This is a genomic window from Pseudomonas sp. NPDC079086 (genome assembly GCF_044542155.1).
GTDB lineage: Bacteria > Pseudomonadota > Gammaproteobacteria > Pseudomonadales > Pseudomonadaceae > Aquipseudomonas.
Genome location: NZ_JBITTY010000001.1, coordinates 912,636 through 936,038, shown reverse-complemented (window position 1 = coordinate 936,038; position 23,403 = coordinate 912,636). Strand labels below are relative to the sequence as shown.

The window sequence follows — 23,403 nt, the reverse complement described above, 5'->3', positions numbered from 1 at the left end:
GTGTGTTTCTCCTTACTGGGCCGTAGCCAGCACAACAGCGCCGGTCACCAGCAGGTTGATCAGGGTCAGCGGCAGGCAGAACTTCCAGCTGAAGGCCATGACCTGGTCATACCGTGGGCGCGGAATCGAAGCGCGCAGCAGGATGAAGATCATGATGAAGAAACAGGTTTTCAGGGCGAACCAGATAAACGGAATCTGCGGCAGAATGCCAAACGGGCCGTGCCAACCGCCGAAGAACAGGGTCACCAGCAGCGCCGAGATGGTGATGATGCCGATGTACTCACCGACGAAGAACATGCCCCATTTCATCCCGGCGTATTCGATGTGGTAACCATCGGCCAGCTCCTGCTCGGCTTCTGGCTGGTCGAACGGGTGACGGTGAGTCACCGCCACGCCGGCAATAAAGAAGGTACAGAAGCCGAAAAACTGCGGAATGATGAACCATAGGTTTTCCGCCTGGTAATCGACAATATCGCGCATGTTGAACGAGCCAACCTGAGCGACGATGCCCATCAACGCCAGTGCCAGGAACACCTCGTAAGATACGGTTTGCGCCGAGGCGCGCAGCGCACCTAACAGGGCAAATTTGTTGTTACTCGCCCAGCCGGCAAACAGCACCGCATACACCGACAGGCCGGCCATAGCGAAGAAAAACAGGATGCCGATGTTCAGATCCGCCACGCCCCAGTTCGGAGTGATCGGAATGATCGCGAAGGCCATCAGCATGGCGGCAAAGGCGATCATCGGCGCCAAGATAAAGATGAACTTGTCGGCGAACGGCGGCGTCCAGTCTTCCTTGAAGAACATCTTGATCATATCGGCGGCGATCTGAAACATGCCGAACGGGCCGACCCGGTTCGGGCCGTAGCGGTCCTGCCACCAGCCCAGCAGGCGCCGCTCGACAAAGCTCAGCAGCGCGCCGCAGACCACCACCACCAGTAGAATCACGATGGCCTTGAGCACCGCGATCAGCACATCGATCACCTCAGGCGTTAGCCAACTCATTGCGCGGCCTCCTCAATGTGGCTGACCACGGCGCCGGCGATCTGCGCGGGAATACCCGGCAAGCCCACCGGTAGCCCGACGATGCCAATAGCCAACTCTTCGGTGATCTGCACGGGCAAACGCAAGGCTTGTCCTTTAACCGTCAGGCTGAGCAATGCGCCGTCATTCACGCCCAAACGCTGCGCTTCGGCCGTGGCTAGCAACGCGTAAGGTACGGGGATGCGTTCCTGCAGCGGCGCGGCCCCAGCCGAGGTTTCCTCACTGCCAAACAGATGATGCAGTGCCACAGCCTGTAACGTGCCAGGAGCCGGGTTAAAGGCTGGCGGTACGTTGAACCAGGGCAACGCAACGCCGTTGCCTTCCAGCAGACGCACGCCAGGGTCGCCGGCACGCAGGTGGCCGCCGACTTCGTCCTGAAACTTGTTCCAGGCTTGCGGCGAGTTCCAGCCCGGCGACCAGGCGAACGGAATCTGCTGACGGTCTTCCTTGCTGCCGGAATAGCCTTCCATGGAATAAGCAAAGGCCGAGTCTTTATCCTGCGGCTGACGCGGTTCGTGCACGCTGATATTGGCGCGCATCGCCGTGCGACCGCTGTAACGGTGCGGCTCGCGGGCCAGTTTCAGCCCCTTGATGCGGAACGAGGCATTGGGCGCGGCTTCGATGATGCGCGCCAACGGCTTGTTAGCCGCAGCGCAGGCAACAGTGACTTCATCCAACTGGGTCCAGTCGACCGGTTTGCCCTGGATTGTGCTGTGCAGCGCATGCAGCCAGCGCCAGCCTTCGCGGATCAGAATACCGGCGTCGTAGTAGCTCGGCTCGAACACCTGGAAGAAGCGCTGGGCGCGGCCTTCAAAGCTGACCAGGGTGCCATCGCCTTCGGCAAAGCTGGCCGCAGGCAGCAGCAAGTGGGCTTTGGCGCTGGTAGCGGTCATCTGGTGATCCGCCACAATCACCAGCTTGGCGGCGGCCAGTGCGGCATCCACCTTGGCTCTCTCGGCGCGGCGATAGAGGTCGTTTTCCAGCACGATCACCGCGTCAGCCTGGCCAGTCGTCAGCGCCTGCAGCGCGCCATCAACGGACTTGCCGGCGAAGGTGTCGCCCAGCAGCAAGGCCAAGCCCATGCTGTTGGCTTCCGGCACAACCAGGCTGATGGAGGCGTTCTTCTCGCGATTCTTCAGTGCGCTGGCGATATTCGCTGCAGCCTCAATCAGGCTCTTTTCACCGAGAGATGCGCCAGAGACGATCAACGGACGCTTGGCTTCTAGCAGCGCCTCGGCAATCAACTGCACCAACTCGCCAACATCTGCATCCAGACCGTTAACTGCTGGTGCGCTCGGGTCGATGGCGTGGGCCACGGCGAAACCGATACGCGCCAAGTCGGCCGGCGCTGCATGCACGCACGCTTCGGCAATATCATCCAAACGGGTAGACGTAACGCTGGCGATAAACAGCGGGTTCAGCGCGTCCTGCGCAACGTTTTGCACAGCCGCCATATGCCACTCTTGAATCTTCGCCCCGGCGGCGATCTCGATGGCTTTGCCTTTGACCGTTTGGCGCAGGGCCAGAGCCAGGCGCGCAGCAGTCTGGGTCAGGTCTTCGCCGAGAATAAACACTGCGTCGTGCTGTTCCACTTCACGCAGGGTCGGCACGGGCAGTGGGCCGTTCTGCAGGATGTCGCGGATCAGGCGGATATTCTCCAGCTCGTCAGCGGCGATACCGCTGAAGAAGCCGGCTTCGCCAACCAGCTCACGCAGGGCAAAGTTGCTCTCCAGGCTGGCGCGTGGCGAGCCAATGCCAATCACCCGCTTACCGTTGAGCAGCTCGGCAGCCTTGTCTAGAGCCGCATCGAGGCCCAGCTGCTGATTGCCATCGGCGCTGACCAACAGCGGCTGACGCGGACGGTCAGCACGGTTTACATAGCCGTAACCGAAACGGCCACGGTCACAGAGGAAATACTGGTTCACATCACCGTTGAAGCGGTTCTCGATGCGCCGCAGTTCGCCATAACGCTCGCCGGGGCTGATGTTGCAGCCGCTGGCGCAGCCATGGCAGATGCTCGGGGCAAACTGCATGTCCCACTTGCGGTTGTAGCGCTCGGAGTGGGTCTTGTCGGTAAACACACCGGTCGGGCAGACCTCGACCAGGTTGCCGGAGAACTCGCTTTCCAGCACGCCGTCTTCGACCCGACCGAAGTACACGTTGTCGTGCGCGCCATACACACCCAGGTCAGTACCTCCGGCGTAATCCTTGTAGTAACGCACGCAGCGGTAGCAGGCGATGCAGCGGTTCATCTCATGAGAAATGAACGGCCCGAGCTGCTGGTTCTGGTGGGTACGCTTGGTGAAACGATAACGGCGCTGGTTGTGACCCGTCATCACCGTCATGTCCTGCAGGTGGCAATGGCCACCCTCCTCGCACACCGGGCAGTCGTGCGGGTGGTTGGTCATCAGCCACTCGACGACGCTGGCGCGGAACGCCTTGGACTCTTCATCGTCGATGCTGATCCAGGTGTTGTCAGTGGCCGGCGTCATGCAGGACATAACGATACGCCCGCGCGTGTCGTTTTCATCGCTGTACTGCTTGACCGCGCATTGGCGACAGGCGCCTACGCTACCGAGCGCGGGGTGCCAGCAGAAGTAAGGGATATCAAGACCGAGGGACAGGCAGGCCTGTAGCAGGTTGTCCGCCCCATCGACTTCGAAATCGTTGCCGTCTACGTGGATAGTGGCCATGGTTCAGGTTTCTTCTTTACCCGCCGAAGCAGGCTTGGCTAATGGAATCACGGTGTGCTGCGGGGCCAGGTCAGTGGCCGCCAGAGCGCCATTTTTTACGCGGGAGCGAATTGCCCCGTCGCTGCCGGAGCCGCCGCGCTGGCGACGCCAGCCTCGAACTCCGAACGGAAATACTTGATCGCACTGCCCAGCGGTTCGACGGCACCCGGTGCATGGGCGCAGAAGGTCTTGCCGGGGCCAAGGAAATTGACCAGGCCGAGCAACGTGTCGATGTCTTCCTGAGTGCCTTGCTTGCGCTCCAGAGCGCGGAGAATCTTCACGCTCCAGGGCAGGCCATCACGGCACGGGGTACACCAGCCGCAGGACTCGCGGGAGAAGAACTCTTCCATATTGCGCAGCAGCGAAACCATGCTGATGCTGTCGTCCACCGCCAAGGCCAAGCCGGTGCCCATGCGCGTACCAACCTTGCCGATACCGCCGGCGTACATCAGCGCATCGAGGTGCTCGGGCAGAAGGAAGCCGGTACCAGCGCCACCAGGCTGCCAGCATTTCAGCGTGTAGCCGTCGCGCATGCCGCCAGCATAGTCTTCGAATAGCTCACGGGCGCTCACACCAAAGGGCAGTTCCCACAGGCCAGGATTCTTCACCTTGCCGGAGAAACCCATGAGCTTGGTGCCGTGATCTTCACTCTCGGGGCGGGCCAGGCTTTTGTACCAGTCAACGCCATGGCCGACGATGGCCGGCACGTTGCACAGGGTTTCCACGTTATTCACACAAGTCGGCTTGCCCCACACCCCGACTGCAGCAGGAAACGGCGGTTTGGCGCGCGGGTTGGCGCGGCGACCTTCGAGGGAGTTGATCAGTGCGGTTTCTTCACCGCAGATATAGCGGCCGGCACCGGTGTGGACGAACAGCTCGAAATCGAAGCCGCTGCCAAGAATATTCGTGCCGAGCAGGCCGGCGGCCTTGGCTTCCTCGATAGCGCGATTCAGATTCGCCGCAGCATCGACGTATTCACCGCGCAGGAAGATGTAGCCGCGATAGGCCTTGAGCGCGCGCGCAGAAATCAGCATGCCTTCCACCAACAGGTGCGGCAGCTGCTCCATCAGCATGCGGTCTTTCCAGGTGTTGGGCTCCATTTCATCCGCGTTGCACAGCAGGTAGCGGATGTTCATCGATTCGTCGGCGGGCATCAGGCCCCACTTCACCCCAGTGGGAAAGCCCGCACCGCCGCGACCCTTGAGGCCAGAGTCCTTCACCGTTTGCACGATATCGGCCTGGGCCATTTCGCTCAGCGCTTTACGCGCAGCAGCGTAGCCATTCTTCTGCTGGTACTCCTCCAGCCACACCGGTTGGCCGTCGTCACGCAGGCGCCAGGTCAGCGGGTGAGTTTCTTCACTGCGGGCGATGGTGTTAGCCGGCCCCATGGACGTCAGCGTAGTCATGCGTAGGCCTCCAGCAGTTTGGCGACGCCGTCGGCATGCAGATTGCCAAAGGTGTCATCGTCAATCATCACCGCCGGCGCCTTGTCGCAGTTGCCCAGGCAGCAGACCGGCAGCAGGGTAAAGCGGCCGTCGGCACTGGTTTGGCCGAGGCCAATGCCCAGTTGTTGCTGGATGCTCTCGACAATCGACTCATGGCCGCCGATATAACAGGTCATGCTGTCGCACACGCGGATGATGTGCCGCCCCACCGGCTGTCGGAAAATTTGACTATAGAAGGTGGCCACACCTTCAACATCGCTAGCCGGGATGCCGAGAATCTCGCCGATGGCATCCGACGCGCCGTCCGGCACCCAACCACGGGCCTTTTGCACGATCTTCAGCGCTTCGATCGACGCCGCGCGCGGGTCTTCGTAGTGATGCATTTCATGCTCGATGGCCGAGCGCTCGGTTTCGCTCAGGGCAAAACGGTCAGTCTGAATAAGTGTGCTGCTGTTGGTTGTCTGGATCATGTCAGCGGTCCACGTCGGCCATAACGAAGTCAATACTGCCCAGATACGCAATCAGGTCAGCCACCATGCTGCCGCGAATCACCGAAGGGATCTGCTGCAAGTGTGGGAAGCTTGGCGTGCGAATACGCGTGCGGTAGCTCATGGTGCTGCCGTCGCTGGTCAGGTAATAACTGTTGATGCCTTTTGTCGCCTCGATCATCTGGAAGCTTTCGTTGGCCGGCATCACCGGGCCCCAGGAAACCTGCAGGAAGTGGGTGATCAAGGTTTCAATGTGCTGCAGCGTGCGCTCTTTCGGCGGCGGAGTGGTCAGCGGATGGTCCGCCTTGTAAGGGCCAGCCGGCATATTGCGCAGGCACTGATCGATGATCTTGATGCTCTGACGCATCTCATCTACACGCACCATGCAACGGTCGTAGGCATCGCCATTGACCGCCAGCGGCACTTCGAATTCGAAGTTCTCGTAGCCGGAATATGGCCGCGCTTTGCGCAGGTCGAAATCACAGCCCGTGGCACGCAAGCCGGCACCGGTGGTGCCCCATTCCAGCGCTTCTTTGGTGTTGTACTGCGCCACACCGACGGTCCGCGCTTTGAGAATGCTGTTCTTCAGCGCAGCTTTTTCGTACTCGTCGAGGCGCTTGGGCAGCCAGTCGACAAACTCTTTAACCAGTCTATCCCAGCCGCGCGGCAGGTCGTGAGCAACGCCGCCGATGCGATACCACGCCGGGTGCAGGCGGAAACCGGTGATGGCTTCGATCACCTTGTAGGCGCGCTGGCGGTCGGTGAAGGTGAAGAACACCGGCGTCATCGCACCGACGTCTTGAATATAAGTCCCGAGGAACAGCAGGTGGCTGGTGATGCGGAAGAACTCGGCCAGCATGATACGAATCACGTCGACCCGCTGCGGCACGGTGATGCCCGCGAGCTTTTCCACGGCCAACACGTACGGCAGGTTGTTCATCACCCCACCGAGGTAGTCGATGCGGTCGGTGTAGGGAATAAAACTGTGCCAGCTCTGACGCTCGGCCATCTTCTCGGCACCACGGTGGTGATAGCCGATCTCCGGTACGCAATCGACGATCTCTTCACCATCGAGCTGCAAAATGATGCGGAACGCACCGTGGGCCGACGGGTGATTCGGGCCAAGGTTGAGGAACATGTAGTCCTCATGCTCGCTACCGCGTTTCATGCCCCAGTCTTCCGGTTTGAAGCGTGCGGCCTCTTCCTCGAGCTGCTGCTTGGCCAGGGTCAAGCTGAACGGATCGAACTCCGTGGCGCGCGCCGGGTAATCCTTGCGCAGCGGGTGACCTTCCCAGGTCGGCGGCATCATGATCCGGGTCAGGTGCGGGTGACCGCTGAAATGAATGCCGTAGAGGTCCCAGACTTCACGCTCATACCAGTTGGCGTTGGGCCAGATGCTGGTAACGCTGGGCATATTCAGATCACGCTCATTGAGCGCCACCTTGATCATGATGTCGCTGTTCCGCTCCAGCGACATCAGGTGGTAGAACACAGTGAAATCCGCACCGGGCAAGCCACGGCGCTGGGTGCGCAGGCGCTCATCGACACCATGCAGGTCATACAGCATGACGTAGGGGCGCGGCAGGTTGCGCAGGAAAGTCAGTATCTCGACCAGGCGCTCGCGGGCTACCCACAGCACCGGCATGCCAGTACGGGTGCTCTGTGCGGTAAAGGCCTCGGCGCCAAAACGGGAATTCAGTGCGACGACTACATCTTGGTCATCAGGCTTGTACGGCGGTATGGACAGAATGCTCTCTGCAGTCATGGTCTCGGTCGCTATCGGTCAACGGCGTCAGTAGGCGGGCGGGGTCGTGCCCAGGCTTACACTTCGTCGGGGCTGCGCAGATTGGTCACGGCGATCCGTTCGGCGCGACGCTGCTCTTTCTGCGAAGGCATGTCGGCACGGTAAACACCTTGATCGCCAACCACCCAGGACAACGGCCTGCGCTCCTGGCCGATGGATTCCTGCAGCAGCATCAAGCCTTGCAGAAATGCCTCGGGGCGGGGCGGACAACCAGGAATATAGACGTCGACCGGCAGGAACTTGTCGACCCCCTGAACCACGGAGTAGATGTCGTACATACCGCCAGAGTTGGCACACGAGCCCATGGAGATCACCCACTTGGGTTCCAGCATCTGTTCATACAAGCGCTGGATGACCGGAGCCATCTTGATAAAGCAGGTGCCGGCGATGACCATGAAGTCCGCCTGGCGTGGGGAGGCTCGAATCACTTCCGCACCAAACCGGGCTACGTCATGCGGCGCGGTAAAGGCAGTGGTCATTTCCACATAGCAGCAGGACAGCCCGAAGTTATAGGGCCACAGGGAGTTCTTGCGCCCCCAGTTCACTGCACCATTGAGAACATCCGAGAGCTTGCCCATGTAGATGTTCTTGTGGACTTGATCGTCTAGCAGCGGGTCGGAAACAGTCTCCCGCTCGCCGACCGGATAGCGCTCATTAGGCGCATCCGGATCGATCCGAGTAAGTTTGTATTGCATTGCCAAAGCCTCATTGTTTTAGCTTCGCCTGCCGCTCACGACGACCCTGAGGAGCCCAATCGAGCGCCCCGATCCGCCAAAGGTAGACAAGACCTGCCAACAGAATTGCTATAAAGACTGTAGCTTCGATTAGCCCAGCCCAGCCGCTTTCGCGCACCGAAACTGCCCAAGCGAAGAGAAAGAGGGCTTCAACGTCGAAGATCACGAAGAGCATCGCGACCAGATAGAATTTGGCTGACAGGCGCAGACGCGCGCTGCCGACGGGCAACATACCGGATTCAAAGGGCTCGTTCTTGCTGCGACCCCAGGCTTTGCTACCCAGCAGGCTGGATAGGCCAAGCATAAAGCCAATAAGCCCGAAGACTCCTAGCAAGAACACAGCAAAAGCCCAGTTATGGGACATCGTCGTTACCGCATCAGGCATGCCGGTACTCCTTGGATAAAAGGAACGGCTTGTATAATTTTATTGTGGCGAGTGCAAAACCCAGCCAGGGTCGCTCGCAAAGTATGGTCGCAATTCTATTCGCACAACGCTTTAGTAACTAATTATTTTCTGTTCACAAAGCGACATTAAAGCGTAGCCAATCGCCAAAACCCGTTCAGCACATCAACCACAGATGCGGAACCGCATCAGCAGTTGGTTCCATTGAAGACAGCCGCTATGCTTGCCTGCATCTCAATGGATAAAGACTATGACCCTCACCGAACTGCGCTACATAGTCACCCTCGCTCAGGAACAGCACTTCGGCCGCGCCGCCGAGCGTTGTCATGTCAGCCAGCCGACGCTTTCGGTGGGGGTGAAGAAACTCGAAGATGAGCTGGGTGTGCTGATCTTTGAACGCAGCAAGAGCGCAGTACGCCTGACCCCGGTCGGTGAAGGCATCGTTACCCAGGCGCAGAAGGTTCTGGAGCAGGCCCAGGGCATCCGCGAACTGGCCCAGGCCGGCAAGAACCAGATGGCTGCACCGCTGAAAATCGGTGCGATCTACACCGTCGGCCCGTATCTGTTCCCTCATCTGATTCCGCAACTGCACCGCGTCGCGCCGCAGATGCCGCTGTATATCGAAGAAAACTTCACCCACGTGCTGCGCGATAAGCTGCGCAATGGCGAGCTAGACGCAATAATCATCGCCCTGCCGTTCCATGAAGCCGATGTGCTGACCAAGCCGCTGTACGACGAGCCGTTCTACGCCCTGCTGCCGGCCGGCCATCCTTGGGCCGCGATGAAAACCATCGACAGCAAGCTGCTGAATGACAAGAGCCTGCTGCTGCTCGGCGAAGGCCACTGCTTCCGCGATCAGGTGCTGGAAGCCTGCCCGACCTTGCGCAAGGGCGGCGAAGACAGCGCCAAGCACACCACGGTGGAATCCAGCTCGCTGGAAACCATCCGCCATATGGTCGCCTCGGGCCTTGGCGTGTCGATCCTGCCGTTCTCCGCAGTCGACAGCCACCACTACGCCCCTGGCGTGATTGAAGTGCGCCCGCTCAGCCCGCCTACGCCTTTCCGCACTGTAGCTATCGCCTGGCGCGCCAGCTTCCCACGGCCGAATGCCATCGAAGTACTGACCGACTCGATCCGCCTGTGCTCGGTGGCCAAACCACTGCCCAAGAGCAGCTAAGACAGGTCATGACCGAACTGGCTGCGGTTTCTGTCACCGCGCTGAAAGGCGTGGGTGCGGCCCTGGCCGAAAAGCTCGCCAAGGTCGGCCTGGAAACCCTGCAGGACGTGCTGTTTCACCTACCGCTGCGTTACCAGGACCGCACCCGTATTGTGCCGATTGGCGCCCTGCGCCCCGGTCAGGACGCGGTCGTTGAAGGCATCGTCGCCGGTGCTGACGTGGTCATGGGTCGTCGCCGCAGTCTGCTGGTACGCCTGCAGGACGGCAGCGGCACCCTCTCCTTGCGCTTCTACCATTTCAGCCAGGCGCAGAAAGAAGGCCTCAAGCGCGGCACCCAAGTGCGCTGCTACGGTGAAGTAAGGCCCGGTTCCTCAGGTCTGGAAATCTATCACCCGGAATACCGCGCACTGTCAGGCAGCGAGCAAATCGCCGTAGAACAGACCCTCACGCCGATCTACCCGACCACCGAAGGCCTGACCCAACAACGCCTGCGCCAACTCAGCGAGCAGGCCTTGGCGCGCCTCGGCCCGCACAGCCTGCCGGATTGGCTACCGCGCGAACTGGCCGACGATTACCACCTCAGCCCACTCGATCAGGCGATTCGTTACCTGCATCGACCGCCGCCGGATGCTGACCTGGAAGAACTCGCCGAAGGCCGCCACTGGGCCCAGCATCGCCTGGCCTTTGAGGAACTACTGACACATCAACTGTCACTGCAGCGTCTGCGCGAAAGCGTACGTGCGCAGCAGGCTCCTGCGCTGCCCCTGGCGAAAACGCTGCCGCAGCAATACCTGGCCAACCTGGGCTTTACCCCCACCGGCGCGCAGCAACGGGTCGGCGCGGAAATCGCCTACGACCTCAGCCAGAGCGAACCGATGCTGCGCCTGGTGCAGGGCGATGTAGGTGCCGGCAAGACCGTGGTTGCCGCCTTTGCCGCACTGCAAGCGCTGGAGGCCGGTTACCAGGTAGCGCTGATGGCACCTACCGAGATTCTTGCCGAGCAGCATTTCATCAACTTCAGCAAATGGCTGGCGCCGCTGGGCCTGGACGTCGCCTGGCTGGCCGGCAAGCTCAAGGGCAAGGCCCGCGCGAGTGCCCTGGAGCAGATCGCCGCAGGCGCGCCCATGGTGGTCGGCACCCACGCGCTGTTTCAGGATGAAGTGCGCTTTGCCAAGCTGGCCCTGGTGATCATCGATGAGCAGCATCGCTTCGGTGTGCAGCAGCGCCTGGCCCTGCGCCAGAAAGGCATTGGCGGGCGTATGTGCCCGCACCAGCTGATCATGACTGCCACACCGATCCCACGGACCCTGGCGATGAGCGCCTACGCCGACCTCGACACCTCAATTCTCGACGAACTGCCGCCAGGCCGTACCCCGGTAAACACTCTGGTGATCGCCGACAGCCGCCGCCTGGAAGTGGTCGAGCGAGTGCGAATGGCCTGCAACGAAGGGCGTCAGGCCTATTGGGTGTGCACGCTGATCGAAGAGTCCGAGGAGCTGACCTGCCAGGCGGCCGAAACCACTTTCACCGACCTGGCTGCAGCGCTCGGCGGGCTGAACGTGGGGCTGATCCACGGGCGTATGAAGCCGGCGGAAAAAGCCGCAGTGATGGATCAGTTCAAACAAGGCCAGCTGCAGCTGCTGGTGGCCACCACGGTGATCGAAGTCGGCGTCGACGTACCGAATGCCAGCCTGATGATTATCGAGAACCCAGAGCGCCTGGGCCTGGCACAGCTGCACCAGCTACGAGGCCGGGTCGGTCGCGGCAGCGCCGCCAGCCATTGCCTGCTGCTCTATCACCCGCCGTTGTCGCAGCTAGGCCGCGAACGCCTGGCAATCATGCGCGAGACCTGCGATGGTTTCGTTATCGCTGAAAAGGACCTGGAGCTACGCGGCCCCGGCGAGATGCTCGGCACCCGCCAGACCGGCCTGCTGCAGTTCAAGGTGGCCGATCTGATGCGCGATGCCGACCTGCTGCCCGCCGTACGCGACGCCGCGCAGGCTCTACTGGAACACTGGCCGCAGCACGTCAGCCCGCTACTTGAACGCTGGTTGCGGCATGGCCAACAATACGGGCAAGTGTGAACCAACGCACAGGGCAGCCGTCGCCTGCGCCGCCGGTTCACAAGCCCGCTGTTTATACTCGAAGAATTGCTGCCTCAGCCGGATACCGCCATGACTGAACTTGCCCTAGCCACCGACACCGCTCCGCAGCCGCCCGCGGTGATTCTGCAACTGCTGGAAAAGCTCGGCCTGCCCTACCAAGTCTGCCGCGACCTGCCCGGCCTGCCGGCCGCTCAGCGCCTACAGGCGGTATTACTCGATGATGCTGTCGGCGCACTACTGGTGCTCTACCCGCAGAGTCAGCTGCTTGACCTTAATCGCCTGACCGAACTGACTGGCCGCCAACTGACTGCAGTCAAACCGGAGCGTCTGGAACGCATGCTCGGCAAGCACAACCTGAAAGTGCTCCCCGGTCTGCCGCCGCTGACCAGCTCGCCCTGCTTGTATGACGAACGCCTGCTGCAGGTACCCAGCCTGTATATCGAGTCCGGCCAGCGCGGCGTGCTGCTGGAACTGAGCACCGATGTGTTCAAAAGTCTGTTGAATAAGGCCAGTGCCGCACGTTTTGGTGAGCCGCTGAGCAATATTCGCCTGAACCTCGATCGCCCTGACGACGACCGCGCCGAAATCACCCTGGCGGTGCAAGCCTTTACCGCGCGGCGTATCCAGCAACGCCTGGAAGAAACCATCGAGATTCCACCGCTGCCGGAAACCGCGCAGAAAATCATCAAACTGCGTGTCGACCCGGATGCCACCGTGGATGACATCACCGGTGTGGTCGAAACCGACCCAGCGCTGGCCGCCCAGGTGGTTAGCTGGGCCGCCTCGCCCTATTACGCCGCCCCCGGCAAGATCCGCTCGGTGGAAGACGCCATCGTCCGCGTGCTGGGCTTCGATCTGGTCATCAATCTGGCCCTGGGCCTGGCCTTGGGCAAAACCCTGAGCCTGCCCAAAGACCATCCACAACAGGCCACGCCTTACTGGCAACAGGCGATCTACAGCGCCGCAGTGATTGAAGGCCTGACCCGCGCCATTCCACGCGCGCAACGCCCGGAAGCCGGTCTGACCTATCTGGCCGGCCTGCTGCACAACTTCGGCTACCTGGTGCTGGCGCACGTGTTTCCGCCGCACTTCTCGCTGATCTGCCGGCACCTGGAGGTCAACCCACACCTGTCGCACAGCTATATCGAGCAGCATCTGCTCGGCATCAGTCGCGAGCAGATCGGTGCCTGGTTGATGCGCTACTGGGATATGCCGGAAGAACTGGCCAGCGCCCTGCGCTTCCAGCACGACCCTGAATACACCGGCCCACACGCAACCTACCCGAACCTGGTGTGCCTGTCGGTCAGCCTGCTGCGCAACCGTGGCATCGGCGCCGGCCCGCAGAGCGAGATCCCGCAAAGCCTGTTCGACAACCTCGGCATCAGCCGTGAAAAAGCGGAAGAGGCGGTAAGCAAGGTGCTGGCCGCCGAAGTCGCGCTACGCGAACTGGCCGCGCAATTCCATCCCGCGCACTAGCAGGCCGTTTAAAAACGTTGGCGAGGCAGCCAGCGCAAGGCAAAAACAGGCGAGAAAGCGGAGTTTACGAGTTGTAAATGAGCATTTTGAGACTGTTTTTAACGCCGCGATGGCAACGCAGGTAGTTTTTCAACAGCCTGCTAAAGCTGCAGAAAACACAGAGGGGCCTACGGGCCCCTTATTCGTTTCAGTTGGATGATTACTTCTTCAGCTGTGCGCGTCGTGCAGCGAACAGTTCCGGCAGCACCTGCACGCTACCGTCAAGCAACTGCGCCACAGCTGGCTGCTCATACAGGGCAGCATAGTCGGCCAGTTTTTCGCTGGGCATCTGCCGGTAGGCGTAGAGCATAAAAGACTCCACCGCCTCAGAGCTGGATGCGCGCAACGCGTCTTCCTGAGTCTTGGTCTGAGTGCTCAGGGCTTCTTCGTCGATGCTTTCGCCACGGCCCTGCAAGGCCAAAAACGCCTGGGTCTTGCCCACTTCATAGCGCAACAGGGTGGCCAGGGTAGTGGTGTGCGCGGCAGCATCCAGACGCCGCACCAGAGCCATGCGCTCCTCACGTGGCGGGCGCTCAACCAGTTGTTTGCGATAGGTCGCCAGACCTTCTGCACCGCCCTCGCCCACCGAGCGCTCGGCGGCGGTAAACCCCTGCGCCAACGGGCTTTCCAACAGGCTCTTGGCCTGTTCCAACTGGGCTTGGTCGAACTTGCTGGTCAGCTGCTTGGCCAAGTCCAGACACAGGCCATCGGCGGCAAACACCTTGGCCAACTGCGCTTGCTGTTTATCGCTCAGGCCTCGCTGCACCAACGGCGCGCTCTGCTCGCAGAGCAAACGGATACCGGCCAGCTCGAATAACGGTGCAAAGGCTTCGGCTTTAGGGGGTGCGGCATGGGCAAGGGTGGTGGAAAACAGCAGGGCACTCAGCAGCAGACGCATGGGCAAACTCTCACGATGGCTCTGCCCAGCCTAGCGAAAGCAGCGCGCGCCGGCCAGCCCTGGCGCGCTGCGGTGCGGATCAGGCAGCCTTTTTGGCAGCGTCTTTCTTTTTCGGCATCAAGTATTTAGTCAGCCCCTGGAACCAGATTACCAGCGCAGGGTTGCCCTGGATCTGGATGTCCTTATTCTGGATGCCCTGCATAAACGCCAGCTGCTTGTTCTTGGCGCTCATGGTGGCGAACCCGTAGGCAGCATCTTTGAAGCCGAGGGCGAAGGCAGGTTCAGTAGCCGTGCCGCGCTTGCTGGTGATGCGCTGGTCTTTAACGATGAAGTGACGAGCAACTTTGCCGTCCAGGGTGTGCAGCTGAAAGACCATGTCGCGGTCGACCAGTTGTTGCTGGAATGCCGGATTTTCACGGCTGGCCTTGGCCATCAGACGGCCCAGCATCCACAGAAGAAAACGAAATTTCATGCGCGAGGCCTCGCAAAGGGTAGGGAAAAGGCGGCGCATTGTAGCGGTTTGCGGCGGGGACTACATCCGGCTGAAAGAAGGGCGTGAACACGCTGGCCGGGGTAGTGCAGCCCGGAGCCCAAGGGCCCGGGCTCGAAGACTCAGTTGACCGCGTCTTTCAGGGACTTGCCCGGTTTGAAGGCGACGGTGTTGCTGGCCTTGATCTTTACCGGCTCGCCGGTTTGCGGATTTTTACCGGTGCGAGCACCGCGATGGCGTTGCACGAAAGTACCGAAGCCCACCAGGGTGACGCTGTCCTTGCGGTTCAGTGCGTTGGTGATTTCTTCGAGTACGGCGTTAAGTACACGGTTTGCCTGATCTTTAGTCAGATCCGCCTTATCGGCGATAGCGGCGGCGAGTTCCGGTTTACGCATAAATGCCTCTTTACGGTTTTTTGTTGTTGTGTCCGGGCTGCTCTGCGCGAGCAGATACCAAGGCGCCGCAACAGCTCTAGGCTGCGGCAGACTGAGGGAGAATGGCATGCCATTGGGCCCTGCGCCAGTCTTGTCCGACAGTTAAACCGAGCAGTTTTGTGGCATATCCGACAGAACGACCGCCATTCAGGCCAAAAGCGTAGGTAAAAGCTTATTCAGGGCCAATTTATCCTGCACGGCCGTACCGGTGAGGGCATACCCGAGCAGCGCGCCGCTGCTGTCATGACACAGCGCCTTGATATTGCCGCCGCTGCCCTCCACGCTCCACTCACCTTGCAAACCGCGCGGTGGCGGCGATACCACCAACGGGCAGACCGGGGTTTTTACCGTCACCGGCATCGGCCCGTAGCTTACGGCCGTGGGGGTACCGGCCAGGGTTTGCGCTAGTGCGCGGGCGCTGGCCATCAGCGGCATGACGTAGAGCAGATTGATCCCATCGACCTCGGCGCAGTCACCTAGGGCGTAGATATTGGCGTGGGAAGTGCGCAATTGACGATCAACCACCACCCCGCGATTGACCGCCAAACCAGCAGCAGCTGCCAGCTCGATACGCGGACGCAGACCCACGGCGGAAAGCACCAGGTCGCACTCAATCAGCGTACCGTCGGACAAATGCGCCTGCAGTGCATCGCCCTGGTGGTTCAGCCTGGTCAGCACAGGGCCGAGGTTAAAACGCGCACCCAGCCCTTCCAGACCGGCTTGAACTGCCGCGGCGGCAGCCGGATGCAGCAGACCGGGCATTACCTGCTCACACGGAGCCACCAGCTCGACCTGATAACCGCCCAGGCTGAGGTCATTTGCAAACTCGCAACCGATCAGCCCGGCGCCCAGCAGCAGGACGCGCTGCTTGCCGGCGGCTGCAGTGCGAAAACGCGCGTAATCCTCCAGATCATTGATCGAAAAGATCGCATCGTCGGCATCACCTTCCACCGGTACGCGGATTACCTCGGCCCCCAGGGCCAGCACCAAATCGCGATAAGGCACAGCCTCTTCACCGATCCACAGCTGCTTATGACCGGGATCGATACCGCTGATTCGGGTATGGGTGCGCACTTCCGCCTTGAGCTGCTCGGCCATGGCGCCCGGCTCGGCCATGCTCAGGCCATCGGCGTCCTTGTTCTTGGCAAAGCCGGTGGACAGCATGGGTTTGGAATACGAGCGACCGTCGTCGGCAGTGATCAGCAACAGCGGGGTTTCGCTGTCCAGCTTGCGAAACTCACGGGCCAGGTTGTAGCCGGCCAGGCCGGTACCGACGATGACGACAGGTGCACTCATGCTGCACTCCTCACACAGGCCGCGCATTGCTGCGGCCGTAATAGATTTCAGGGCTGACGCGGCTCAGGCGATTTCGATCATCTCGAAATCCAGCTTGCCGACGCCGCAATCGGGGCACAACCAATCTGCGGGAATATCTTCCCAGGCCGTGCCAGGGGCGATGCCTTCCTCGGGTAGACCGAGGGCTTCGTCATAAATAAAACCGCACACCACACACTGCCACTTACGCATAACCACCTCGCTGCTTATCCAGCTCGTTCAGGGCTTAGTATGCGCACCCGCTAAACAAAACGGCGACCCTTGGGTCGCCGCTTGTCACAGCCTGGACTCAACCGATTTCGATCATTTCGAAATCCAGCTTGCCCACGCCACAGTCGGGGCACAGCCAGTCTTCCGGGACATCCTGCCAGAGCGTACCAGCGGCGATGCCTTCATCAGGCCAGCCTTGGCTCTCGTCGTAAATCAGTCCACAGACTACACATTGCCACTTCTTCATAACTACCTCAGCTGGATCACACGGCTATTGCGCCGGGGAAACTACCGTATATGTGCAGGGGCGCCAAGCCGCCGGGCGATGAATAGCGCGCCATCTAGGCCAACCAAAGTCGGGTTCTGCCCGGCGTAGCGGCCAATCGCCGCGCCTTGCGCCACCTATCCGGGCGCAGGGGCCATGTTAGACTCGCGCGCCTCTGCCTACGGTGAAACCTGCCCGTGCCCCACACCACCCTCGCCCATCCACCGCGTTGGCTGACTGCCAGCCAACTGCACCCTGCGCCCACTGCCGCGGTGCGTGATTGGCTATTCAATGAAGATTCGCTGACGCGACGGCTGACCGCCCTGTCGGCTGATGGCTTCAGCGTCACTCCGCTGCATGAAGGCTGGCAGCGTCTGCGCAGCGATGAATGCAGCGCCCTGGGCGTGGTCAACGGCAGCCAAGGCTGGGTGCGCGAGGTGTACCTGCGCGGTCACGGCCAGCCCTGGGTATTCGCCCGCAGCGTGGCGGCGCGCAGCGTACTGGAAGGCTCCGGCCTGGCACTGGACCAACTCGGTAGCCGCTCGCTGGGTGAGTTGCTGTTCAGCGACCGCGCCTTCGATCGCGGCGAACTGCAGGTATGCCGCTACCCGGCCCAGTGGCTGCCAGCAGAAGCCTGCAGCGAGCGCCTGTGGGCGCGCCGTTCATGCTTTAGCCGTGGCGCACTGGGGGTGCTGGTGGCTGAGGTATTCCTCCCCGAATTCTGGGCCACGGCCGCCATCGAGCCGTAGGATGGGCCGGGCCGCGTAGCGATAACCATCACCTACGCCCCATCGCGCGCCGCGCTCCGTATAATCAGCCGCAACTCGCATGGAGACGCGCTCGATGTATACCCGCCTGCTGCACTCACTCAACCGCCTGCACCCGCGCGCCTGGGACTTTATCCAGCTGATGCGCCTGGACAAGCCCATCGGCATCTACCTGCTGCTGTGGCCAACGCTGTGGGCCTTGTGGGTGGCGTCCGAGGGCGTGCCGAGCGCGAAAAACCTGTTTATCTTCGTGGTCGGCGTGTTGCTGATGCGCGCCGCCGGCTGTGTGATCAACGATTACGCCGACCGCAACTTCGACGGCCACGTCAGCCGCACCAAGGCCCGCCCGCTGGCCAGCGGCAAGGTCAAGCCGCGCGAGGCGCTGATCCTGTTCGCCGTGCTGGTGGCGCTGAGTTTTGTACTGGTGCTGTTTACCAATACCACCACCATCTGGCTGTCGTTCGGCGGCCTGGCTCTGGCCGCCTGCTACCCCTTTATGAAGCGCTACACCTTCTACCCGCAAGTGGTGCTGGGTGCGGCATTTTCCTGGGGCATGCCGATGGCCTTCAGCGCGGTGACTGGAGAGATGCCGCCGCCGGAAGCCTGGCTGCTGTATATCGCCAACCTGCTCTGGACCGTGGCCTACGACACTTACTACGCCATGGCCGACCGCGAGGACGACCTGAAGATCGGCGTGCGCTCTACCGCCATTCTGTTTGGCGATGCCGACCGCCTGATTATCGTCATCCTGCAGGGGCTGGCGCTGCTCTGCCTGCTGCTGGCGGCGGCGCGCTTCGAGCTGGGCCTGTACTTCCACCTCGGCCTGCTGGTGGCCGCCGGCTGCTTTGCCTGGGAGTTTCACAAGACCCGTAATCGCAAGCCGATGGCCTGTTTCAATGCCTTTCTGCACAACCATTGGGCAGGCTTGGCGATCTTTATCGGCTTGGTGCTGGACTACGCTCTGCGCGCCTAGAAAGAAGCGTTGCCGCGCAGCTGTCATATCGCTGCAATAATTCCGTTATCTAATGCAGCCCATTACAGCGAGATGACCCGAGGCTTGACCCATGGTTGGCAAGAACATCCTGATCGTCGATGACGAAGCACCGATCCGTGAAATGATCGCCGTGGCCCTGGAAATGGCCGGTTACGAGTGCCTGGAAGCGGAGAATACCCAGCAGGCGCACGCCATCATCGTCGACCGCAAACCCGATCTGATCCTGCTCGACTGGATGCTCCCCGGCACCAGCGGTATCGAACTGGCGCGGCGCCTCAAGCGCGATGAGCTGACCGGCGACATCCCGATCATCATGCTCACCGCCAAAGGCGAAGAGGACAACAAGATCCAGGGCCTGGAAGTCGGCGCCGATGACTACATCACCAAACCGTTCTCCCCGCGCGAACTGGTCGCACGCCTGAAGGCTGTGCTGCGCCGCGCTGGCCCAGTCGACAGCGAAGGGCCGATCGAGGTCGGCGGCTTGCTGCTCGACCCGGTCAGCCATCGCGTCACCATCGACGGCAAACCGGCCGAGATGGGCCCCACCGAATACCGCCTGCTGCAGTTCTTTATGACCCACCAGGAACGCGCCTACACCCGCGGCCAGCTGCTCGATCAGGTCTGGGGCGGCAATGTGTATGTCGAGGAGCGCACCGTCGACGTGCATATCCGCCGCCTGCGCAAAGCGCTTGGCGAGGTTTACGAAAACCTGGTGCAGACTGTACGTGGCACGGGTTACCGTTTCTCCACCAAGAGCTGAGCCCCTGCACGACCTGGCAACCATGGATTGATTGGCGGATGAGTTTGAATTGAATCAAGACTGGCACGGCCCCCTGATACGTCGCTTATTGCTACTGGTCGGTGTTTGTCTGCTGCTTGGACTGATCACCGGCGAATACGCCTGGGCACTCGTGCTCGGCCTGACCGGCTACCTTGGCTGGCACCTGCAGCAACTGCTGCGCCTGCACAAATGGCTGCGCACCCGCCAAGGCGACGAAGCGCCGCCCGATGGCTACGGCCTGTGGGGCGAAGTGTTCGATAGCATCTATCACCTGCAGCGCCGCGACCAAAAGGTCCGTGGCCGTCTGCAGGCAGTGATCGACCGCGTGCAGGAGTCCACCGCTGCGCTGAAAGATGCAGTGATCATGCTCGACCGCGACGGCAATCTGGAGTGGTGGAACATCGCAGCAGAAAAGTTGCTAGGCCTGAAAACCCCTCAAGACAGCGGCCAGCAGATCACCAACCTGGTGCGCGACCCGCGCTTTATCGAATATTTCGAGAACCACAATTACAACGAGCCGCTGGAGCTGCCCTCACCGGTCAGCGACCGTCTGCGCCTGCAATTCCATATCACCCAGTACGGCAACCGTGAGCACCTGATGCTGGTGCGTGACATCACCCGCCTTTATCAGCTGGAGCAGATGCGCAAGGACTTCGTCGCCAACGTCTCCCACGAACTGCGCACGCCGTTGACGGTGATCTCCGGTTATCTGGAAACCCTGTTAGACAACGTCGAGGACGTTAATCCGCGCTGGCTTCGCGCCCTGCAGCAAATGCAGCAGCAAGGCGGACGCATGCAGAACCTGCTCAATGACCTGCTGTTGCTGGCCAAGCTGGAAGCCACCGACTACCCCTCGGACAACCAGCCGGTGGCCGTCGACCTGCTACTGCTAAGCATCAAGAACGATGCCCAGGCGTTGTCCGGCGAGCGTCATCACCGCATCAGCCTGGAAGCGGACCCGCACCTCAAGCTCAAGGGCAGCGAGGCGGAGCTGCGCAGCGCCTTCTCCAACCTAGTGTTCAACGCCGTCAAATATACACCGGACGAGGGCGAGATCCGGGTCCACTGGTGGGGCGATGAACAGGGTGCGCACCTCAGCGTGCAGGACAGCGGCCTGGGCATCGAGGGCAAGCACTTGCCACGCCTGACCGAACGTTTCTACCGGGTCGACTCCAGCCGCGCCAGCAACACCGGCGGCACCGGCCTGGGCCTGGCCATCGTTAAGCACGTGCTGCTGCGCCACCGCGCGCGGCTGGATATCGTCAGCAGCCTGGGCAAGGGCAGCACCTTCACCTGCCATTTTCCATCGCTGCAAGTGGTGCGGCGCGGCCAGTAACCGCGGCGTACTTGCAAAGCCGGCAGCCAGCCCCCACCCTTTAGCGGTCATTCACTACCCGAACCCTCTATGGACCCCTCCACGAGTTACGTCGCCAGCAACTATTTCGCCGATTTCGGCCTCGTCCTCTTCGCCCTGTTTCTGGTGCTGCTCAACGGCTTCTTCGTTGCCGCCGAGTTCGCCATTGTTCGCTTACGTGCCACCAAGGTCGATGCCTTGGCCGAAGCCCATGGCTGGCGCGGTCATATCCTGCGCACCGTACATAACCAGATGGACGCCTACCTGTCGGCCTGCCAGCTCGGCATCACCCTGGCCTCGCTCGGCCTCGGCTGGGTCGGCGAACCCGCTTTTGCCCACCTGCTCGAACCGCTGCTCGCCGCCATCGGCATTGAGTCACAGAAGCTGGTGCACGGCATCGCCTTCTTCAGTGCCTTCGCGATCATTTCCTATCTGCATATCGTGGTCGGCGAACTAGCCCCCAAGTCCTGGGCCATCCGCAAACCCGAGTTGCTCTCGCTGTGGACGGCCGTGCCGCTGTACCTGTTCTACTGGGCCATGTACCCGGCGATCTTCCTGCTCAACGCCAGCGCCAACGCCATTCTGCGCGTGGCTGGCCAGGGCGAGCCGGGCCCACACCATGAACACCATTACAGTCGCGACGAGCTCAAGCTGATCCTCCATTCCAGCCGCGCCAGTGACCCCAGCGATCAGGACATGCGTGTGCTGGCCTCGGCCGTTGAGCTGGGTGAGCTGGAAGTAGTGGACTGGGCCAACTCCCGCGAGGACTTGGTCTACCTACCGCTGACCGCTGCCTTGGATGAAGTATTCAGCGTATTCCGCCGGCACAAGTACAGCCGCTACCCGATCTACGACGAGACCAGCGGCGAGTATGTCGGTGTATTACATATCAAGGATCTGCTGTTGCACCTGTCGCTACTGGAGATGCTGCCCTCAGCGCTGAAACTGGCAGACCTGATGCACCCGGTAGAGCGCGTCGGCCGGCATATGCCGCTGTCCAGCCTGCTGGAACAGTTCCGCATGGGCGGCTCGCACTTTGCCTTGGTCGAGGAGGCCGACGGCAAGGTAATAGGCTACCTGACCATGGAAGACGTGCTGGAAGCCTTGGTCGGCGATATTCAGGACGAACACCGTAAGGCCGAACGCGGCATCCTCGCCTACCAACCGGGCAAGCTGCTGGTACGCGGCGATACGCCACTGGCTAAAGTCGAACGCCTGCTCGGTGTCGACCTTGATCACGTCGAGGCGGAAACCCTGGCCGGACTGATCTACGAGACCCTCAAGCGCATGCCCGAGGAAGAGGAAGTGCTGGACGTCGACGGCCTGCGCATCATCGTCAAGAAGATGAAAGGGCCGAAGATCGTGCTGGCCAAGGTGCTGAAGCAGGACTGAGGCAGGTAGACGTAGGTTGGCGCTAGGCGTAGCGAGCCCAACCTACGACTGCGCAAGAGGCTTTAGCCGCGAAGCCTTAGCGCATTATCAACCGCGATGGACAAGGCGCCCCTGCCCTGCCGAAATCGACTTATTCGCCGCCCACGGCAAAGTTGGGCAGGCTGTTGACTGGCTGGGCGAAGTTGAAGGGGATCGACTCCAGCGCCAGACCGACATTGCGCTGCACCACGAAGTGCAGGTGCGGGCCGGTGCTGTTGCCGGTATTGCCGGAGCGCGCGAGCATGCTACCAACACCGACCCGGCTACCTTCTCGCACGGCCACCGAGCCCTTCATCAGGTGCAGGTAGACGCCCATGGTGCCGTCGTCATGCAGGATGCGCACATAGTTGCCGGAGGGGTTGTTGCCACGCCCACTCTGTCGATTCTCGGTCTTCACCACGATGCCACTACGCGCCGCAACAATCGGCGTGCCTTCGGGCATGGCGATATCCATGGCATAACGACCTTTGGGGGTGAAGTGGCTGTACTGGCCATTAGCACCCTGGGTCAGGCGGAACGGGCCGCCGCGCCACGGCAACGGGTAGCTCTTCTGCGTCGGTAGCAGGCGCGGATCGCCCATGGCATAGCGCAGCTTAGGGGTATAGCGCATGGGTTTGCTGGCATCGCGCGGCGCCAGGGTGGCCAGACGGATCTGACTACGGGGCGGCAGCACCCAACTGATCGGCTTGTTCGGCACGCCGGTGACGTTATCCGTGGCCACCAGGCGAAGCTCAATCTGTACCGGTGCGTGCAGATCATTACGCACCAGCAGGGTTTCACCCGCTTCGTGCTTCTTGGTTTCCAGCTTTACCTGGTTATCCAGGCGCTCAACCATACGGTCGCTAAACACGAAGACTTGCGCACCGGGCGCAGCCTGATCGGTATAGGTGACCACACCGTTGGCATCGGTGTACTTGTAAATAGTCAACGCCATTGCCTGGTCGGCAAGGGTCAACAAACTGCATAGAAGTATCAAACGCCCTAGCATAACGACTCA

Annotated in this window: 22 protein-coding genes; 8 read left to right on the top strand and 14 right to left on the bottom strand. The window is 61.2% G+C overall.

The window, feature by feature from the left end:
- Positions 1-12: 12 nt before the first annotated feature.
- The 7 genes from nuoH to ACIGEK_RS04430 form a co-directional block, all read right to left on the bottom strand.
- Complete coding sequence (nuoH, locus tag ACIGEK_RS04460; RefSeq protein WP_397492135.1) at positions 13-1,005, bottom strand: NADH-quinone oxidoreductase subunit NuoH; 993 nt, start codon at positions 1,003-1,005, stop codon at positions 13-15.
- Entirely contained in the window at positions 1,002-3,737 is a 2,736-nt protein-coding gene (gene nuoG / locus ACIGEK_RS04455) for an NADH-quinone oxidoreductase subunit NuoG (protein WP_397492134.1), read from the bottom strand. Before nuoG ends, nuoH begins: the two co-directional genes overlap by 4 nt.
- Positions 3,738-3,832: 95 nt before the next feature.
- Positions 3,833-5,182, bottom strand: coding sequence for an NADH-quinone oxidoreductase subunit NuoF (gene nuoF, locus ACIGEK_RS04450; protein WP_397492133.1), 1,350 nt, complete (start codon positions 5,180-5,182; stop codon positions 3,833-3,835).
- Entirely contained in the window at positions 5,179-5,691 is a 513-nt protein-coding gene (gene nuoE, locus ACIGEK_RS04445) for an NADH-quinone oxidoreductase subunit NuoE (RefSeq protein WP_397492132.1), read from the bottom strand. Before nuoE ends, nuoF begins: the two co-directional genes overlap by 4 nt.
- A 1-nt stretch (position 5,692) precedes the next feature.
- Entirely contained in the window at positions 5,693-7,474 is a 1,782-nt protein-coding gene (gene nuoC, locus ACIGEK_RS04440; RefSeq protein WP_397492131.1) for an NADH-quinone oxidoreductase subunit C/D, read from the bottom strand.
- A 56-nt stretch (positions 7,475-7,530) separates the two neighbouring features.
- Complete coding sequence (locus ACIGEK_RS04435; RefSeq protein ID WP_274087011.1) at positions 7,531-8,208, bottom strand: NADH-quinone oxidoreductase subunit B family protein; 678 nt, start codon at positions 8,206-8,208, stop codon at positions 7,531-7,533.
- A gap of 10 nt (positions 8,209-8,218) precedes the next feature.
- On the bottom strand, positions 8,219-8,632 hold the full coding sequence (locus ACIGEK_RS04430; RefSeq protein ID WP_090250607.1) for an NADH-quinone oxidoreductase subunit A: 414 nt from the start codon (positions 8,630-8,632) through the stop codon (positions 8,219-8,221).
- Between the two features lie 268 nt (positions 8,633-8,900).
- Between ACIGEK_RS04430 and ACIGEK_RS04425 the strand changes: the two genes are divergently transcribed.
- The 3 genes from ACIGEK_RS04425 to ACIGEK_RS04415 all read left to right on the top strand — a co-directional run bounded on the left by ACIGEK_RS04425 (position 8,901) and on the right by ACIGEK_RS04415 (position 13,408).
- Positions 8,901-9,827: a hydrogen peroxide-inducible genes activator gene (locus ACIGEK_RS04425; RefSeq protein WP_090379691.1), complete on the top strand. Its 927-nt coding sequence runs from the start codon at positions 8,901-8,903 to the stop codon at positions 9,825-9,827.
- An 8-nt stretch (positions 9,828-9,835) separates the two neighbouring features.
- Entirely contained in the window at positions 9,836-11,911 is a 2,076-nt protein-coding gene (gene recG / locus ACIGEK_RS04420) for an ATP-dependent DNA helicase RecG (protein ID WP_397492130.1), read from the top strand.
- A 90-nt stretch (positions 11,912-12,001) separates the two neighbouring features.
- The gene (locus ACIGEK_RS04415; protein WP_397492129.1) at positions 12,002-13,408 is read left to right on the top strand and encodes an HDOD domain-containing protein; all 1,407 of its coding nucleotides are present in this window, start codon (positions 12,002-12,004) and stop codon (positions 13,406-13,408) included.
- A 199-nt stretch (positions 13,409-13,607) separates the two neighbouring features.
- Here the strand turns inward: ACIGEK_RS04415 and ACIGEK_RS04410 are convergent, their stop codons facing one another.
- From ACIGEK_RS04410 to ACIGEK_RS04385, 6 genes are all read right to left on the bottom strand, one after another.
- Complete coding sequence (locus tag ACIGEK_RS04410) at positions 13,608-14,345, bottom strand: hypothetical protein (RefSeq protein ID WP_397492128.1); 738 nt, start codon at positions 14,343-14,345, stop codon at positions 13,608-13,610.
- 79 nt (positions 14,346-14,424) lie between these two features.
- A complete protein-coding gene (locus ACIGEK_RS04405; RefSeq protein ID WP_397492127.1) occupies positions 14,425-14,817 on the bottom strand; it encodes a helicase in 393 nt (130 codons plus the stop codon).
- A gap of 140 nt (positions 14,818-14,957) precedes the next feature.
- On the bottom strand, positions 14,958-15,230 hold the full coding sequence (locus ACIGEK_RS04400) for an HU family DNA-binding protein (protein ID WP_090250753.1): 273 nt from the start codon (positions 15,228-15,230) through the stop codon (positions 14,958-14,960).
- Positions 15,231-15,416: 186 nt separating this feature from the next.
- Complete coding sequence (locus ACIGEK_RS04395; protein WP_397492126.1) at positions 15,417-16,565, bottom strand: NAD(P)/FAD-dependent oxidoreductase; 1,149 nt, start codon at positions 16,563-16,565, stop codon at positions 15,417-15,419.
- 63 nt (positions 16,566-16,628) lie between these two features.
- Positions 16,629-16,796, bottom strand: coding sequence for a rubredoxin (locus ACIGEK_RS04390; protein ID WP_090379673.1), 168 nt, complete (start codon positions 16,794-16,796; stop codon positions 16,629-16,631).
- Positions 16,797-16,893: 97 nt separating this feature from the next.
- Positions 16,894-17,061: a rubredoxin gene (locus tag ACIGEK_RS04385; RefSeq protein WP_090240746.1), complete on the bottom strand. Its 168-nt coding sequence runs from the start codon at positions 17,059-17,061 to the stop codon at positions 16,894-16,896.
- Positions 17,062-17,276: 215 nt separating this feature from the next.
- Between ACIGEK_RS04385 and ACIGEK_RS04380 the strand changes: the two genes are divergently transcribed.
- The 5 genes from ACIGEK_RS04380 (at position 17,277) to ACIGEK_RS04360 (ending at position 22,367) form a co-directional block, all read left to right on the top strand.
- Positions 17,277-17,828 (top strand): chorismate--pyruvate lyase family protein, encoded by a 552-nt coding sequence (locus tag ACIGEK_RS04380; RefSeq protein ID WP_397492124.1) that lies wholly within the window; start codon positions 17,277-17,279, stop codon positions 17,826-17,828.
- Between the two features lie 94 nt (positions 17,829-17,922).
- Entirely contained in the window at positions 17,923-18,819 is an 897-nt protein-coding gene (gene ubiA, locus ACIGEK_RS04375; protein WP_397492123.1) for a 4-hydroxybenzoate octaprenyltransferase, read from the top strand.
- 91 nt (positions 18,820-18,910) lie between these two features.
- A complete protein-coding gene (phoB, locus tag ACIGEK_RS04370) occupies positions 18,911-19,600 on the top strand; it encodes a phosphate regulon transcriptional regulator PhoB (RefSeq protein WP_397492122.1) in 690 nt (229 codons plus the stop codon).
- Positions 19,601-19,649: 49 nt separating this feature from the next.
- Positions 19,650-20,957: a phosphate regulon sensor histidine kinase PhoR gene (gene phoR / locus ACIGEK_RS04365; protein WP_397492121.1), complete on the top strand. Its 1,308-nt coding sequence runs from the start codon at positions 19,650-19,652 to the stop codon at positions 20,955-20,957.
- Positions 20,958-21,026: 69 nt separating this feature from the next.
- Entirely contained in the window at positions 21,027-22,367 is a 1,341-nt protein-coding gene (locus tag ACIGEK_RS04360; protein ID WP_397492120.1) for a hemolysin family protein, read from the top strand.
- A gap of 130 nt (positions 22,368-22,497) precedes the next feature.
- Here ACIGEK_RS04360 and ACIGEK_RS04355 read toward each other — a convergent pair whose 3' ends face one another.
- Positions 22,498-23,394: a peptidoglycan DD-metalloendopeptidase family protein gene (locus tag ACIGEK_RS04355; protein WP_397492119.1), complete on the bottom strand. Its 897-nt coding sequence runs from the start codon at positions 23,392-23,394 to the stop codon at positions 22,498-22,500.
- Between the last annotated feature and the right edge of the window lie 9 nt (positions 23,395-23,403).